Annotated in this window: 8 protein-coding genes and 1 pseudogene; all 9 read left to right on the top strand. The window is 60.3% G+C overall.

Features of this window, described 5'->3' with window-relative positions:
- Nucleotides 1-78: 78 nt before the first annotated feature.
- The 9 genes and pseudogenes from rfbC to ACETMP_RS09745 all read left to right on the top strand — a co-directional run bounded on the left by rfbC (nucleotide 79) and on the right by ACETMP_RS09745 (nucleotide 15,095).
- The gene (rfbC, locus tag ACETMP_RS09785) at nucleotides 79-636 is read left to right on the top strand and encodes a dTDP-4-dehydrorhamnose 3,5-epimerase (protein ID WP_375161875.1); all 558 of its coding nucleotides are present in this window, start codon (nucleotides 79-81) and stop codon (nucleotides 634-636) included.
- Nucleotides 637-646: 10 nt separating this feature from the next.
- Nucleotides 647-1,705, top strand: a complete 1,059-nt coding sequence (gene rfbB, locus ACETMP_RS09780; protein WP_375160768.1) for a dTDP-glucose 4,6-dehydratase — start codon at nucleotides 647-649, stop codon at nucleotides 1,703-1,705.
- 8 nt (nucleotides 1,706-1,713) lie between these two features.
- Entirely contained in the window at nucleotides 1,714-2,703 is a 990-nt protein-coding gene (rfbD, locus tag ACETMP_RS09775) for a dTDP-4-dehydrorhamnose reductase (RefSeq protein WP_375160767.1), read from the top strand.
- On the top strand, nucleotides 2,612-3,526 hold the full coding sequence (gene rfbA, locus ACETMP_RS09770; RefSeq protein ID WP_375160766.1) for a glucose-1-phosphate thymidylyltransferase RfbA: 915 nt from the start codon (nucleotides 2,612-2,614) through the stop codon (nucleotides 3,524-3,526). The genes rfbD and rfbA overlap by 92 nt, the downstream gene beginning before the upstream one ends.
- A gap of 325 nt (nucleotides 3,527-3,851) precedes the next feature.
- Complete coding sequence (locus tag ACETMP_RS09765; protein WP_375160765.1) at nucleotides 3,852-10,208, top strand: DUF4082 domain-containing protein; 6,357 nt, start codon at nucleotides 3,852-3,854, stop codon at nucleotides 10,206-10,208.
- A gap of 17 nt (nucleotides 10,209-10,225) precedes the next feature.
- Nucleotides 10,226-11,140 carry a class I SAM-dependent methyltransferase gene (locus ACETMP_RS09760; RefSeq protein WP_375160764.1) on the top strand — a complete coding sequence of 305 codons (915 nt, stop codon included), beginning with the start codon at nucleotides 10,226-10,228 and terminating at the stop codon, nucleotides 11,138-11,140.
- Between the two features lie 11 nt (nucleotides 11,141-11,151).
- Nucleotides 11,152-11,487 (top strand): hypothetical protein, encoded by a 336-nt coding sequence (locus ACETMP_RS09755; protein WP_375160763.1) that lies wholly within the window; start codon nucleotides 11,152-11,154, stop codon nucleotides 11,485-11,487.
- Nucleotides 11,465-13,671, top strand: a pseudogene (locus ACETMP_RS09750) (peptidase domain-containing ABC transporter). The gene ACETMP_RS09755 and the pseudogene ACETMP_RS09750 overlap by 23 nt, the downstream one beginning before the upstream one ends.
- Entirely contained in the window at nucleotides 13,668-15,095 is a 1,428-nt protein-coding gene (locus ACETMP_RS09745; RefSeq protein ID WP_375160762.1) for an HlyD family type I secretion periplasmic adaptor subunit, read from the top strand. Before ACETMP_RS09750 ends, ACETMP_RS09745 begins: the two are co-directional and overlap by 4 nt.
- Nucleotides 15,096-16,130 lie beyond the last annotated feature (1,035 nt).

Raw genomic sequence — 16,130 nt, 5'->3', positions numbered from 1 at the left:
GCGAAGCGCTCGGTTCAGGACATTGGGGGATCAGGCCGATCGTCCGAGCGATAGCGCTGCGTATCGGAGCGTGCGGTGATGCTGGAAGTGCGAAGTTTGGCGATTCCGGACGTAAAGGTCGTCCGATTAAAGCGCTTTTCCGATACGCGGGGCTATTTCTGCGAAACGTTCCGTCGCTCTGCGTTTGCGGAAAATGGGATTTCTCATGACTTTATCCAGGACAATCAGTCATGCTCGGAGCGGGTCGGCACGGTTCGCGGATTGCACTTCCAGCGGCCTCCCTTCGCGCAGGCCAAGCTCGTTCGCGTGTTGAGAGGAGCGATCCTTGATGTGGTGCTCGATCTGCGGCGCCGGTCGCCGACGTTCGGCAAGCACGTCTCGGTCAAGCTGGATAGCGAGAGTGACGAGCAGTTGCTCGTTCCTAAAGGGTTCGCTCACGGCTTCTGTACGCTCGAGCCTCAAACCACCGTCCTTTACAAAGTCGATGAAGTCTACTCGCCGGAGCACGATGGCGGCGTCTACTGGGCCGATCCGGAATTGGCAATTGAGTGGCCGGTGAAGGCCGCAGAGGCCCAGCTTTCGCCGAAGGATCGAGCGCTTCCCACCTTCGATCAGCTTGCTTCCGTGTTTGAGTAGAGGACGTCTCATGCGAGTTCTGGTGACGGGGGGAGCGGGATTTATCGGGTCTGCGGTCTGCCGCCAATTGGCCTTGGAAGCTGAGGCCTCGGTCGTCAATGTCGACAAGTTGACCTACGCAGCCAATTTGGCCTCATTGGCCTCCATCGACGGTACCAGTCGCTATCGATTTGAGCAGCACGACATCTGCGATCAGGAGGCGGTCACTCGCTTATTCCACAAATGGGAGCCGAGCGCGGTTATCCACTTGGCGGCCGAAAGCCATGTCGATCGGTCGATTACCGGCTCGGCAACGTTCATCAGTACCAACATTGTCGGCACTTACACTCTACTGGAGGCAGCCAGGCGATATTACGACGGGCTGTCGAGTCAGCGGAAGAGACAGTTCAGGTTCATACACGTGTCGACGGACGAGGTGTACGGTTCATTGGGGCCGGCCGACTGCTTCCGCGAAGATACCCCTTATCGGCCGAGTTCTCCCTATTCAGCGAGCAAAGCGGCCTCGGACCACCTGGCGCTCGCCTGGTACAAGACCTATGGCTTGCCGGTGATCGTGTCGAACTGTTCGAACAACTACGGACCATTCCAATTCCCGGAAAAGCTCATTCCGCTGACGATTCTCAACGCGATTGAATACAAGTCGTTGCCTGTCTACGGCGACGGAAGCAACGTGCGGGATTGGCTTCATGTCGAGGACCACGCAGCAGGCCTGATCAGGCTGCTAAGCGATGGCAGGGCCGGAGAGAAGTATAATTTCGGCGGCGACAGCGAACGCTCAAACCTGGAAGTCGTCACCCAGATTTGTGAAACGCTTGATCGATTGCGTCCCGGGCCAGCAGCGAGGCGATCGTTGATTTCGTTCGTGCCGGATCGTCCGGGACACGACGCACGTTACGCGATCGATGCGTCCAAAGCTCGCAGCGAGCTGGGCTGGCGGCCGACCCGAAGCTTCGAACAAGGTCTCGCCGAGACGGTGGAATGGTATCTGGCCAGCGGCGCCTGGTGGGCGCGGGCTCGCAACATGGTTTACGACGGCTCGCGTCTTGGCCTTCCAGCCACCCAACACTGAGGCTGCCAATGATCGAACGACCGATTCTGATTGCTGGTCGAAATGGCCAATTGGGCAGCTGCCTTCGTGATGCCGCTGCTCTTCGCGGCCTGTCTGCGGTGGCCCTCGGACGCGAGGAACTCGACCTTGAGGTCCGGGACGGGATCGACAGGACGGTCGCCTCGATCGCCCCCTGCATGATCATTAATGCCGCGGCCTATACGGCTGTGGACCTGGCGGAGTCCGAGATCGGAAAGGCCTTCAGCATCAATCGCGACGGCGCGGCTGCGCTGGCGGATATTGCATGGCAGAGGAACGTTCCATTTGTGCACTTGTCCACCGATTACGTCTTCGACGGCGCCAAGCGCGAGGCTTACGACGAGGCCGACGTGCCGGCGCCGTTGAACACATACGGTGCATCAAAGCTGGCCGGCGAGGCGGCCGTATTGGCGGCGCATCCGCTGGCAACCGTCGTCAGGTCGTCGTGGATCTACAGCTCGATAGGCAGCAACTTCGTTCGGACAATGTTGCGGCTGGCCGAAACGCGCCCGATCGTAAGGGTCGTTTGCGACCAATACGGAAGCCCGACGTCGGCCGCGGATCTGGCCGCAGCGCTGCTGAAAATCGCACAGCGGTCGCTCGCCGATGACCGCCGCACAGCGGCGGGCATTTTCCATGTGGCCGGCCAGGGAACAACGACTTGGCATGGCTTTGCCGAGGCAATCTTCGATGGTTTATCCCGTCGGGGAGGGCGACCGCCGACGCTGGAAGCGATCACGACAGCGCAGTATCCGAGCGCTGCGCGCAGGCCTGTAAACTCGCGCCTGGACTCATCCAAAGCAGAACGCGTGTTTGGAATTCGATTACCTTGCTGGCGCCATTCTCTCGAAACCTGTCTCGACCAACTTGTCGAAGGAGCAGACACCGATGCTGAAGGGAATCGTCCTGGCTGGCGGCAGCGGAACACGGCTCTACCCGATCACACGTGTGGTCAGCAAGCAGCTGCTGCCCATCTATGACAAGCCGATGATCTACTATCCGCTGTCGACACTGATGCTGACAGGCATCCGCGAGATCCTGATCATCACGACCCCGGCGGACCGATCCCAGTTCGAGCGATTGCTCGGGAACGGAAGCCAGTGGGGAATCCGGCTCAGCTATGCCGAACAACCGCGCCCGGGCGGGCTTGCTGAAGCGTTCATTGTAGGCGCCGATTTCATCGGAACTGATCGCGTCGCGATGGTACTCGGGGACAACATCTTTTTCGGCGGCGGTTTGCGCGAACTGCTCGTGAAAGCCGCGGCCCGCGAGGAAGGCGCAACCGTGTTCGCGTATCACGTGCGCGATCCTGAACGGTACGGCGTTGTTACGTTTGACGACGCCGGCCGCCCACTACGAATCGACGAGAAGCCGAGAAGGCCGACGTCGAACTGGGCCGTCACCGGTCTGTATTTTTTCGACAACCGGGTTGTGCGGTATGCCCGCAGGGTTGAGCCGTCCCCCCGGGGAGAACTCGAGATCACCGATCTGCAAATGCGCTATCTCGCGGCCGGCACTCTCCACGTCGAGCGCATGGGAAGGGGATTCGCATGGTTGGATACGGGCACTGTCGAGTCGCTTATCGATGCAGGGACGTTCGTCCAAACGCTGGAAAAGCGGCAAGGCATGAAGGTGGCTTGCGTTGAGGAGGTCGCCTTTCGCCAGGGATTCATCAGTCAAGATCAGCTTCGCGGACTGATTCAGCCGCTGGAGAAGAGCGGATACGGCAGGTATCTGAATGAACTCCTGCGCTTGCCCGGGATGCCTACCGACGTCGCAGCCGACGCTGATTTAAATCTGTGATTTTTGTTTTAAATAATTGACCGGCGCCGCATATTTAATTTAAATGCTTTACCTGCGAATTGGTAGGCTGGCCATGTTATATCAAAAGGCGAGCGTTTTTTATCGAGCAAGGCCTCTCCTCTGGGCGGAGAGCGATTCCAGCGAGAGTGATCTGCTCCCGTCGGGAGTGCCGCCCTGGAATGCGTCCTGGAGCGGCGGTTTAGCCGCCCGGCAGGTGTCCGATCTGCGGGGCGCGATTGGGCCTTCACGTTCCAGGACCGGTGCGACGCATTGGATCAGTTCGAGCGGCGGCTATTGGAACGTCGCTGCGAACTGGAGTGGCGGCATGCCGGACGCCGGGTCCGCCGCCATCATCGACGCGCCGGGATCTTATGTCGTCACAACCACGGTCAATGTTGATGTCGGCAGCCTGACCGTCGATGCGGGTGCGACTGTTGCGCGCGGACGAGAGGCTTCCTTTGTCGTTGAAGGTGACACCATCAACAACGGCAGCATAAAGCTCGGACCGTCCGGCGGTGCGGGGAGTGCTGCAGCGGACTTCAAGGGCGACGTCCGGGGAGCGGGTGACTTCGCGATTGCCGACAGATCAGTTCTCGAGATCGGAGGGGCGGTCTCCGGGCACCTCGTCAACGGTTCATACTCTGGCATAACCGTTTCCTTCGAGACGGACGTCGGCACCCTGGTGCTCGATCGCTCTGCCCAATTCCATAGCCTGATCGGAAGTTCGTCGCCGGATCGGCCGCTTTCAGCCGGTAATCTGATCGACCTCAGGGATTTCGCCTTCACGTCGACGATGTCAGCATCCGTCCAATACGACCGGAGCTCAAACATCAGCACGGTCGATTTCAGCAACGGATCCGGCAATGTCACCTTGCTGTTCTCCGGCCAGGATACGAACTGGACCTTTGCAAGTGACGGGCAGGGCGGCACGGTCGTTGCAGACCCGGTCACGAACCCGATCGTACTGGAAAATCAGAAACCAGGCACATCGCCAAATATCTGGCAGATTGATGTTGGCGCAAACTCGACCAGAATCCAGGGGTTCACGACGGCGATAAGCACCAATGTCGGCGGGACCGTCCAATTCAAGGTCGATAACCAAACAGGCACGCCGAACTATCGCATCGACATTTACCGGCTTGGCTACTACGGCGGCAACGGTGCCAGGCTGATTACGACGGTGCAGCATCAGGCGGCGACCTCCGTCGTGCAACCGGCGCCGTTGAAAGACAGCTCGACCGGCCTCGTCGATGCCGGCAATTGGAGCGTGACCGATACCTGGGACGTGCCGACCGACGCGGTTTCTGGCGTGTACATCGCCAACGTGATCGACGGAACGCAGGTGTTTCAAATTCCATTTGTGGTCCGCAATGATGCATCGCAAAGCGCGATCGTGTTCCAGACCGCCGATCAGACCTGGCAGGCCTACAACCCCTGGGGCGGGGCCAATCTCTACTTCGGCAACGGGCCTGGCGTGGGCGGCTCCGCTTACGCCGTGAGCTACAATCGTCCGATCACGACGCGCGACGGCGGGTTCGCGAGCTCTTCCAACGACATGGTGTTCTCGGCCGAGTATCCGGCGATCTACTGGCTCGAGCAGAACGGATACGACGTTTCCTACATTTCAGGCATCGATGCTGCCACCAACGGATCGCTGCTGCTCAATCACCAGATCTATATGGATGTGGGTCATGACGAATACTGGACCGACAGCCAGTTCGCCAACGTCCAGGCGGCCGGCCGTGCCGGTGTCAATCTGGCCTTTCTGAGCGGCAACGAGGTGTACTGGCAGACCAGGCTGGCTGCCAGCATTGATCCCAGTCAGACCGCCAATCGGACTTTGATCTCGTACAAGGATACCCATGCCAACCAGTTGATCGACCCGACAGGGACGGCGACGGGAACGTTCATGGACGCGCGCTTTGCATCGACCGGAGGGATGTCAGGTATCCCCTCCAACGCGCTGACCGGAACGGTCTTCCAGGTGGACGGGGATTCTTACGGCGCGATCGAGATCCCGTATGGGATGACGCAGTTGAGGCTCTGGCGCAACGCGCCGATTGCCGGGACTGCTCAGGGCCAGACTGCGTCTCTGACGCCAAACCTGCTCGGCTATGAATGGGATGCGTCACCGGACAACGGCTTCCGCCCGGCCGGTCTGGTGAGTGTCTCCTCGACCACTGTGCAAACCACAAAATACCTGCTCGATTACGGCAACACCACCGGCAACGGTACAGCCACTCACAATCTGGTTCAGTTTCGTGACCCGGTGAGTGGTGCTCTTGTCTTTGGCGCCGGTACGGTATTCTGGTCCTGGGGCCTTGCGTCGGATCATGACCAGTACAACATCGCGCCCCAGACGCCGACCGATCGGAACGTCCAACAGGCCATGGTCAACCTGTTCGCCGACATGGGCGTGCAGCCTGCGACGCTGCAGGCCAGCCTGGTGATTGCGAGCCAATCGACCGATCACACCGACCCAACGTCCACGATCACCAATCTCTCCGCCACGAGCGTCGTGGAGGGGCAGTCCATCACCGTGACCGGAACGGCAAGCGATGCCGGTGGGCTCATCGGCGGTGTTGAGGTTTCGTCCGACGGCGGCAGCACCTGGCATCCGGCCAACAGCACCGTCGGAGTGTCCAATGCCACCTGGACCTATACGTTTGCCGCAGGCGCGCCGGGGCAATTGACGATTCGGAGCAGGGCCGTTGACGATAGTTTGAACCTCGAAGCCCCAGGAGGCGGCGTTGCCTACACGGTGACCCCTTCTTCGAACCTGACGATATTCAGTCCAACGGACATGCCGGCGGTCGTCGATACGCCGGACGCCGCTGCCGTGGAGCTCGGAGTTAAGTTCGTCACCGCCACGCCGGGTGATATTACAGGCATCCGGTTCTATAAGAGCGCCCAGAATACGGGAACGCATCTCGGCAATCTCTGGACGTCGAGCGGCACGCTGCTTGCAAGCGCAACATTCACCAACGAAACAGTGAGCGGTTGGCAACAAGTCAACTTCGCGACGCCGGTCCATATACAGGCCGGAGTGACCTACATCGCCTCGTATCATACCAACACCGGCCACTATTCCACGACAGACTTCTATTTCGACAACCCAGGTCACACCAACGGCTCGTTGACAGCGACAGGGAGTGGCCTGAACGGCGTCTACGCCTACGGACCGGGTCCGCTCTTCCCCTCCAATATCTCGATGAAGGATGGTGACAATTACTGGGTCGATGTCGTCTTCAGGAATACGAGCCAGCTGCCGCAAGCCAATAATGATAGCGGATTCACGGTCACGCAGAACGGCGTGCTGAACATTCCGGCATCGGCTCTGCTCGCCAATGACACTGACCCGGCCGGTCTGTCCTTTTCGATCAGCGGCGTGAGCAACCCGGCCAATGGCAGCGTAAGCTATAACGTCCAGTCTCAGACGGTGACATTCACGCCAGCCGCAAACTACGCGGGAACGGCCCAGTTCGCTTACACGATCACGGACACCGCGGGTGCCAGTGGAACGGGCCAGGTCTTCCTCAATGTCAGCTATCCGATATCGGCGCAGAGCCTGTTCGGAACCAACGACACGCCGAGCGTGGCCAATTCGGGCGACACCAGCCCGGTCGAGGTCGGCGTCAAGTTCAGCGCATCGGTCAGCGGGACGATAACCGGCCTGCGCTTCTACAAGGGGTCGCTGAACACAGGTACTCACGTCGCGCATCTCTGGAGCTCGACGGGAACGCTGCTCGGCACGGCGACCTTCGCGTCTGAGACAGCCAGTGGTTGGCAGCAGGTCAGTTTCTCGAGCCCGATAGCCATTACCGCAGGCACGACATACGTTGCTTCCTATCACACCAACGGCAATTATTCGAACACTCAGAGCTATTTCACCGCGTCGATCAGCAATGGTCAGCTGAGCGCTCCCGCCACAGGGAATGGCGTTTATGCCTACGGAACCGGAGCCGTATTCCCAACCAACGTCTACAAGTCGACCAATTACTTCGTCGATGTGATCTTTAATGGATCCGCCGCTACGAACACGTCGCCGACCGCTGTGGCCGATTCCGGCGACGGCACCGAGAAGGGCGGCGTCAATAACAGTACCGGCGGTTCGCTCGCCACGGGAAACGTCCTGACCAACGACACCGATCCGGACGCGGGCGATACGAAGACCGTAACTGCGGTCAGCTTCGGTTCGACCTCCGGCACGATCGGCTCCGCGCTGAATGGCGCGCATGGAAGCCTCGTGCTCGACGCCTCAGGCACCTTTACCTATACGGTCAACGAAACCGATCCCGCCGTGCAGGCGCTGCGGCTTGCGAGCAACACGCTGACCGATGTCTTCAATTACACGATGCGTGATGCCGTCGGCGCGACATCCTCGACCACGCTCACGATCACCATCCATGGCGCCAACGATGCGCCGGTGCTGGCGGTCCAGACCGCCAACCAACCCGCAACAGTGGGTTCGGCGTTCTCGCTAACGCTGCCTGCGAGCACCTTCACCGATGTCGATTCCGCCGACTCGCTCAATTACACCGCGACAACGGCTAGCGGCTCCGCACTTCCTGCCTGGCTCACCTTTAACGCATCAACCCGAACGTTTAGCGGTACACCATCGTCAGCCGACGTCGGCACGCTGGGTGTGAAGGCAACTGTAACGGATCTCGGCAGCCTCACCGCAAGCGAATCATTCAATATCGTCGTAACGACGACCGCGAACGCGCCGCCAAACGCTGTCACCGACGCGGGCGACGCAACCGAGAAGGGCGGTGTCAATAACGGCACTGGCGGCTCACCCGCCACGGGAAACGTACTGTCCAACGACACCGATCCGGACGCGGGCGATACGAAGGCCGTGACTGCGGTCAGCTTCGGTTCGACGTCCGGCACGCTGGGCTCGGCGCTAAATGGAGCACACGGAAGCCTTGTGCTCAATGCTTCAGGTGCTTTCACCTATACGGTCAATGAAACTGACCCCGCCATTCAAGCCTTGCGGCTTTCGACCAACACACTGACGGACGTCTTCAGCTACACAATGCGTGATGCCGCCGGTGCGACATCCTCGACCACGCTCACGGTCACCATCCACGGCGCCAACGATGCGCCGGTGCTGGCGGCGCAGACCGACAACCAAACAGCAACGGTAGGTTCGGCGTTTTCGCTGACGTTGCCGGCGGGCACGTTCACCGACGTGGATACCGGCGATTCACTCAGCTACAGCGCTACCGCCGCCGACGGTTCGGCACTGCCAGCCTGGCTGACCTTTAACGCCTCGACTCGGACGTTCAGCGGTACACCGACTTCGGCCGATGTCGGCACGTTCGGCGTGAGAGCCGTCGCAACTGATCTCGGCGGCCTCACGGCCAGCGAGACGTTCAACATTGCGGTGGGGACAGTCTCCTCGACCGTCAGCTTGTTCTCGGCTTCCGATGCTCCTTCGGTGCTGTCGACATCCGATCCATCTCAGGTCAACCTGGGAGTACGGTTTACTTCCTCCGCCGCCGGCACGATTACCGGGATCAAATATTACAAGAGTGCGAACGACACAGGCACCCATACCGGCTCCCTGTGGAGCAGCACGGGAACGCTCCTTGCGAGCGCAACCTTCTCCAACGAGACCAGCAGCGGTTGGCAAAGCCTCGTATTCAACAGTCCGGTCTCGATTTCGGCCGGAACCACCTACGTCGCGAGCTTTCACAGCAACGGCCGCTATGCGGTTACGTCAAACTACTTCACGTCCGAACGCACGAATGGGCCGCTCACGGCTTCCGCGAGCAACAATGGTGTGTACACCTACGGAACGGGAAATCTGTTTCCGACGAGCACATTCAACGCGACGAACTATTGGGTCGATGTCGTGTTCAGCAATGCGAGCGGCGGCACGAATCAGTCGCCGATCGTCAACAACGACAGCGGCTTCAACGCGACCCAAAGCGTCCCGCTCAGCATTTCCGGCTCGGCGCTCCTCGCAAACGATACCGATCCGAACGGGGATGCCCTGACGATCACCGGCGTCAGCGGCGCCGTCAACGGCACCGTCAGCTTCAGTGCTCAGAACAACACGGTGACGTTCACTCCCAGCAGCGGATACACCGGACCGGCATCGTTCAACTACGCCGTTTCCGATGGCCGGGGCGGTTCGGCAAATGCCGATGTGAGCGTAATTGTTCGTGCGCCGTCGGCAACCACCGTAAGCCTGTTCAGCTCGAATCCAACGCCCAGCATTGTGACGGTGAATGACCCGAACTCGGTCGAGCTTGGTATGAAGTTCCAAGCGTCCACTTCGGGAGACATCATGGGTCTCCGCTTCTACAAGGGCCCGTCCAACACCGGGCAGCACGTCGCGAATCTCTGGAGCAGCACGGGGAGCCTATTGGCCACTGCTTCCTTTACCAACGAGACGGCGAGCGGCTGGCAGCAGGTCAACTTTGCGACGCCGGTCACGATCACGGCAGGAACGACCTATGTCGCCTCCTACCACACTGCCGGCAACTATTCGGACGATCCAAACCTGTTTGCCAATGCGGTGACGAACGGACCGCTGACGGCGCCGTCGTCCTCGTCGAGCGGCGGCAACGGCGTCTACGCGTACGGATCCGGCAGCCTATTTCCAACCAACACCTTCGGCGCGACCAGCTATGCGGTCGACGTTCTCTTCAGGCCGCAGCTCGCTGCTTAGACAAGAAAGGGGAGTTCATGTCGGGCCTATCACGGACTATCGCGTCGCCGGTCACGCTCGCGAGACGCGTCACGCCGCAACCGGTACGGAGCGTGCTCCGCGCTGCATACGACAGGATCTCATATGCCGTCGCCGGGCTGCCGCCGCGGCGCCTGCGCGCATGGATCTCGCCCACATGGTTCGATTTTCACGATACCGGACGGGATCAGTTGGAGTTCTTGGTGGAGATGGCCGGTCTGCGGCCGTCGGATCGAGTTCTTGACATCGCGTGCGGAGTCGGCCGCCTGGCGATCCCCCTCACCACATATCTGAACCGGAGGGGAAGCTATGACGGTTTCGATATCAAGGAAGAGCTGATTGACTGGTGCCAAAGCAAGATCAGTGCTCGGCGGCCCAACTTTCAATTCCAGCTCGCGAAAGTCGCAACACGGTGGAGCCCGAACGAGCAGGTATCGGTGGACCGATACCGCTTTCCGTACCCCGATGATCGATTCGATTTCGCTTACGCCGGTTCGATTTTCACGCACATCCTGCCGGGCGGAGCCAGCAACTATCTGAGGCAGACGGCACGGGTCCTAAGGCCGGGCGGTCGGCTGGTGGCGACTTGGCTGGTCTATAACAAGCGCACCCTCCAGTTGACCCGGACGACGGACAGCGTTGAGCGCAGCTGGAAGTTCGATCACGACGACTTCCGGGTGAAGGACGATGATCAGCCGGAGGCGTCGATCGCGTACGAGGAAGGAGCAGTCCGCCGAATGTACGCCGAGGCGGGCCTTGAGATCCTGGAGCCGTTGCGCCCGGACGCCTCCTACAACGCGGCCCGAATTCCCCACAATCGCTCTGAAGGCATTCATCTCCATCATTGCCTTTGCGTCATCGCGATGCGCCCGAATGACATGAGCGGAGTAGGCCAACCATCTCAATCGACATAAGGAGTGGGTCGATGCATGCGGAGCTCTATACAGACGGGGTTGACGAGGTCACGATTGGCGGGTCGATCGTTAGGGTGGACCTGATCAGTCTTTCGCCCACGGAACGTGACGCCAACAACGCGCCCAAGAAAGTCTTTTGCCAAAGGCTGATCTTCTCCGTGGAGTCATTCGCGAACTCCGTGGAGGTGATGCAGAACGCGCTTCAGGGGCTGGTCGACGCTGGGGTCGTCCAGCGCTCTCGGCCGAGAGGGCCGATTGTCTCACCACAGGCGAGCGCGCGAGCCGAGCCCGCCTCGCCAGTTTCGGACAACTTACGATCTCCAAATGTCTCAACCAACTTCCGTTGAAATCGACAGGCGTGAACCGGCACCGCCCAGGTCGGAGGACGAGCCACGTCGGGCTGCTCAAACCGCACTTGAATGCCTGTCGAGGATCGCTTCCCATCACGGTATCGATCTGCCTTCCGACCGCCTGCGGCACGCCTATGCGGTCGACGAGACCGGTATCTCGACCGATCTCCTGCTGCGCATGGCTCGTGATGCTGGCCTTCGCGCCCGCGCGGTGCAGCTCGATTGGAAGGAGGTATGCGGGCTCGGCGAAGCCTATCCAGCTCTCGTTGAGCTCTCGAACCGGAACTGGGTCTTGGTCGTCGGTGCGAAGCCGGAATGCGACGCTGTAACGGTTTTCGATCCGCTGGCGGAGCGGAGCGGCGAGCATCTGCTGGTCGATGCTGACCGCTTTTGTGCCAGATGGTCGGGAAAGGTTGTTTTGTTCAAGCGCGAGACCGCTCCAGCGCAGAGCCAGAGATCCTTTGGGTTGCGCTGGTTCGTGCCCGAGATGCTGCGAGAGTGGCGGTTGTTCTCCGATGTCGCAATCGCTGCGGTGTTCCTGTATGCGTTGGGGCTGGCGCTTCCGATCTTCTTTCAACTCGTCATCGACAAGGTTCTGGTCCACGAGAGTCTTACGACGCTCTACGTGCTCACCGCCGGCGCTATCCTCGCGCTCTGCTTCGACGCAATCTTCGGCTTCTTACGGCGCTACCTGCTGCTCTACGCCACGAACAAGATCGACATCCGGGTCGCCACCAGAACGTTTCGGCACCTTTTGGGGCTTCCGGTTACGTTCTTCGAGCGCATCTCGGCCGGCGTCCTGGTGAAGCACATGCAGCAGGCCGCACGAATACGAGAGTTCCTGACCGGCCGACTGTTCCTGACTGCCTTGGACGCGCTTTCGCTGTTCGTCTTTCTGCCTGTTCTGGCGCTATACAGCGTTAAGCTGACATGCGTCGTGCTGGCCTTCACTGCCATCAGCGCGAGCGTGATTGCCATTCTGATGGGACCGTTCCGGCGGCGGCTCTACCAGCTTTATCAGGCAGAGGCCGGGCGCCAGGCGCTCCTCGTCGAGACTGTGCACGGCATGCGCACGGTAAAGTCGCTGGCGATGGAGCCAAGCCAGAACAGAACATGGGACGATCGTTGCGCGCAGGCGGTATCGATGCGGTTTGGCGTCGAAAAAAAATCTCGGCGGGGGCTCAGGCGTTGACCGGGTTCCTCGAGAAAATGATGACACTCGGCATCGTCGCCTTGGGCGCGCTCGACGTCTTCGGCGGCGAGATGACGATCGGCGCACTGGTGGCCTTCAACATGCTGGCGGGGCGGGTTTCGGGGCCGCTGGTGCAGATGGTGACCATGGTGCACGAATATCAGGAAGTGGCGCTGGCCGTTAAGATGCTCGGCGAGGTCATGAATAAGGAGCTGGAACGCGACGATCATCGCGAGGGTCTGCGGCCCGACTTATCTGGCCGGATCGAGTTTGAAAACGTTACGTTCCGTTACGACGAGGGGGCGCCGGCCTTGGATGAGGTGTCGTTCTCAATTGCTCCAGGTTCGATCTTTGGAGTTGTCGGCCGGAGCGGTTCGGGAAAAACGACGCTGACGCGGCTGATCGCGGGGATGTATCCGGTGCAACAGGGATTGGTGCGGATCGACGGTCACGATTTGCGCGAGATCGATCTCACCCATCTGCGGCGAAACCTCGGGGTCGTGCTCCAGGAGAATTTCCTGTTTCGCGGCACGGTCCGAGAAAATATCGCTTGCGTGAGGCGTGACGCCACTTTCGAGGAGGTTGTCCGGGCAGCTCAGCTTGCCGGCGCCGACGAGTTCATTGAACGACTGCCGAGGGGATTCGATACCATGCTTGAGGAGCAGGCATCGAACTTGTCGGGAGGGCAAAAGCAGCGGCTTGCGATCGCGCGGGCATTGATGGGGAACCCGCGTATCCTGATCCTTGACGAAGCCACCAGTGCGCTGGATTCCGAGAGCGAAGCGATCATTCGGCGCAATCTGCGACGCATTGCGGAGGGGCGAACGGTCATCATTGTATCGCATCGACTTTCGATGCTGTCGGATGCGAGCCAGATTCTGGTGATCGACCGCGGACGGATCGTCGATGTCGATCGTCACGACGCGCTGCTGTCGAAGTGCACCTTCTACCGACATCTCTGGAACCAGCAGACGAGGCAGGTTGCATGACCGTGTCTGATAAGACCAGAGTTGAAGCCGCACCGGGCGGATCCGGGTCTCCGCCAGTCTCGCGGCCGCGACGCCGACTCCAGCGGCCCACGCCAGCAGGGCCCGGCGTTGTCGCGCAATTTCAGTCAGACGCAGCCGAGATCGAGCAGCGGGCTCCACCACGGGTGGGACGGATCACGCTCTATTGTGTCTCCGCCCTCATCGCTGCCGCAATCTCTTTTGCATGTGTTTCGCGCGTGGATATGATTGTGACAGCACAGGGTAAGCTGATCACGACACGTCCAAACCTGGTCGTGCAGCCGCTGGAAACGTCGGTCATTCGGGAGATCCGTGCGAAGGCGGGTGACTCCGTCAATCGCGGCGACGTACTCGCGATCCTCGATCCGACGTTTTCTCAAGCCGATCTTGATCAATTGCGCGGCCGCTTGGCCGCTCTCGATGCCTCCATCGACCGGCTTCGAGCTGAGTTGGACGGCGCTGACTACGTCGTCGAAGAGACAGCGAACGCCGATCAGGCCTTGCAGAGGCGGGTATATCTCCAGAGGAGGGCAGCTCACGGCCTTCAGATCCAGAACTATGACGCGCAGATCGCGTCCGCGCAGGCCAACCTGAAAACCGCGCAGAACGAGGAACTGGTCCTGACCCAGCGGCTGGAGAATATGCAGTCCATTGAGGACATGAGGAACGCGCTGATGGCCAAGGAGGTCGGTTCAAGACTGAATTTCCTGCTATCCCGTGACGCCCGGTTGGAGGTTGAAAGCAACCTGGCGCGAGTTCGTGGCAGCATCGTCGATAACATTCATCGCTTGGACAAAGCCCGTGCAGACCAGAAAGTGTTCGCCGCCGAGTTTCTGCGCGCTACCTATCAGGAGTTCGTCGAAACATTGGCCAAACGCAATGGCATTGCCGAAGAGCTCAAGAAGGCGGAGCTCCGCCGTCAATTGATCGTGCTGAACGCACCGGCGGATGCGGTAGTACTCGAAATTGCTAATCGGACGGTGGGTTCGGTGGTTCGCGAGGCTGAAACATTGTTTGTGCTCGTCCCTCGGGACGAGGTGCTCCGCGCGGAGGTCAATGTCGAGGGCAGGGATATCGGCCAGGTCACGGTCGGGCAGACCGTGCGGGTCAAGTTCGAGGCGTTTCCATTCCAGAAGTACGGCACTGCGGCTGGCGAGGTCGGCGTCATTAGCCGGGACTCATTCTCGCCAGACGCGAAGGCCGAAGGTGCGCGCCGTTCGTCAGCTCCCTATTACCGCGTACTGATCGATCTGCGGGACACGCACCTTCGGCTGCCGTCCGAACGGGTTCAGCTGATGCCCGGTATGGCGGTCACGGCCGAGATGAAGGTCGGACAGCGGACGGTGATCTCATATTTCCTCTATCCCCTGCTTCGCGGCTTGGATGAAAGCATCCGGGAGTACTGAGCCGGATTTACCATGGTGCACGTCGATGATGATCAGCCCGAATTCTAGTGTGAAGCTCATGGTGCCGGCTGCAGCGAAGGAGCTGTCGTCAAACTCGCCGCTGGTGAGCTATGCGCTCAGGGGGCTGGAGCGCTGCTGGTTGCCAAGGGAGCGACGTTGGTCGCATATTTATCACCTCGACGGGCGGACGTCGCCGAACGAGTCGATGGCCCATAGCGACGTGTTCTACACCCTCAACGTCTTGCTCGGGATGTCGCGGGTCGCGGAACTTCCGCCTGACATCGATCTCCCAGAGATCTTTCAACGGAATGCCATGAGTCTGACCGCCCTTCCTGTCCGCAAATATGCGTTCGGTATGGCGTTGTGGGCCGCCGCCGAGCTCCGCCTTCCCATCCCGGAGCAGGTCAGGTTCGAGCTGAGAGCCATTCTTTCGGATGAGTCGCAATGGTCAGCGTTTCGAGCCCAGGATCTCGGCATGCTGCTGACGGGAGTTATCGCGCAGGCCAGGGCAGGCGAGAGGGAGTGGCTGGGCTTCGCCGGCCAGCTCTATCGTTTCCTGAAGGAGCGTTTCCGTAGCCAGTCCGGATTGTTTTTCGATGCGCCGTCCGGCTTCCGTCGCCGCTTTGCATCATTTGCGACGCAGACCTATCTTTCGATCGCCTGCTATCAGTACGGAGAGTTCACCGGGGACGTATCCGCACTCGTCATGGCCGACGCCTGCGTGAGCAATTTGATCGCGCTTCAGGGACCCCAGGGTGAGTGGCCGTGGTTCTTCGACGCGGTGAGTGGCCGCGTTCTCGACTTTTACGAGGTCTATTCGGTCCATCAGTATGGAATGGCTCCGGCGCTGCTGGAGTGGGCCGAGCGCTTCGGACGACGGGGAGCGAGGGATGCCCTGGTAAAGGGATTCAACTGGGTGCTTGGCCACAACCAATTGGGCCGAACCATGCTCGCGCCGGAACTGAGCCTGACGATCCGCTCGCAAGTTCGTAAGCATGAACTGAAGACCAGGGCTCCGCGGATGTTGCGTGCGCT

Source organism: Bradyrhizobium dasycarpum, assembly GCF_042019905.1.
GTDB lineage: Bacteria > Pseudomonadota > Alphaproteobacteria > Rhizobiales > Xanthobacteraceae > Bradyrhizobium > Bradyrhizobium japonicum_B.
Note: the sequence above shows the minus strand (reverse complement) of the source record. Positions and strands in the feature narration are given on the sequence as shown.

Bases quoted from the DNA above. Each gene is read 5' to 3' on its own strand.
- rfbC (WP_375161875.1), top strand. From the start codon at position 79: ATGCTGGAAGTGCGAAGTTTGGCGATTCCGGACGTAAAGGTCGTCCGA.
- rfbB (WP_375160768.1), top strand. From the start codon at position 647: ATGCGAGTTCTGGTGACGGGGGGAGCGGGATTTATCGGGTCTGCGGTC.
- rfbD (WP_375160767.1), top strand. From the start codon at position 1,714: ATGATCGAACGACCGATTCTGATTGCTGGTCGAAATGGCCAATTGGGC.
- rfbA (WP_375160766.1), top strand. From the start codon at position 2,612: ATGCTGAAGGGAATCGTCCTGGCTGGCGGCAGCGGAACACGGCTCTAC.
- ACETMP_RS09765 (WP_375160765.1), top strand. From the start codon at position 3,852: ATGCCGGACGCCGGGTCCGCCGCCATCATCGACGCGCCGGGATCTTAT.
- ACETMP_RS09760 (WP_375160764.1), top strand. From the start codon at position 10,226: ATGTCGGGCCTATCACGGACTATCGCGTCGCCGGTCACGCTCGCGAGA.
- ACETMP_RS09755 (WP_375160763.1), top strand. From the start codon at position 11,152: ATGCATGCGGAGCTCTATACAGACGGGGTTGACGAGGTCACGATTGGC.
- ACETMP_RS09745 (WP_375160762.1), top strand. From the start codon at position 13,668: ATGACCGTGTCTGATAAGACCAGAGTTGAAGCCGCACCGGGCGGATCC.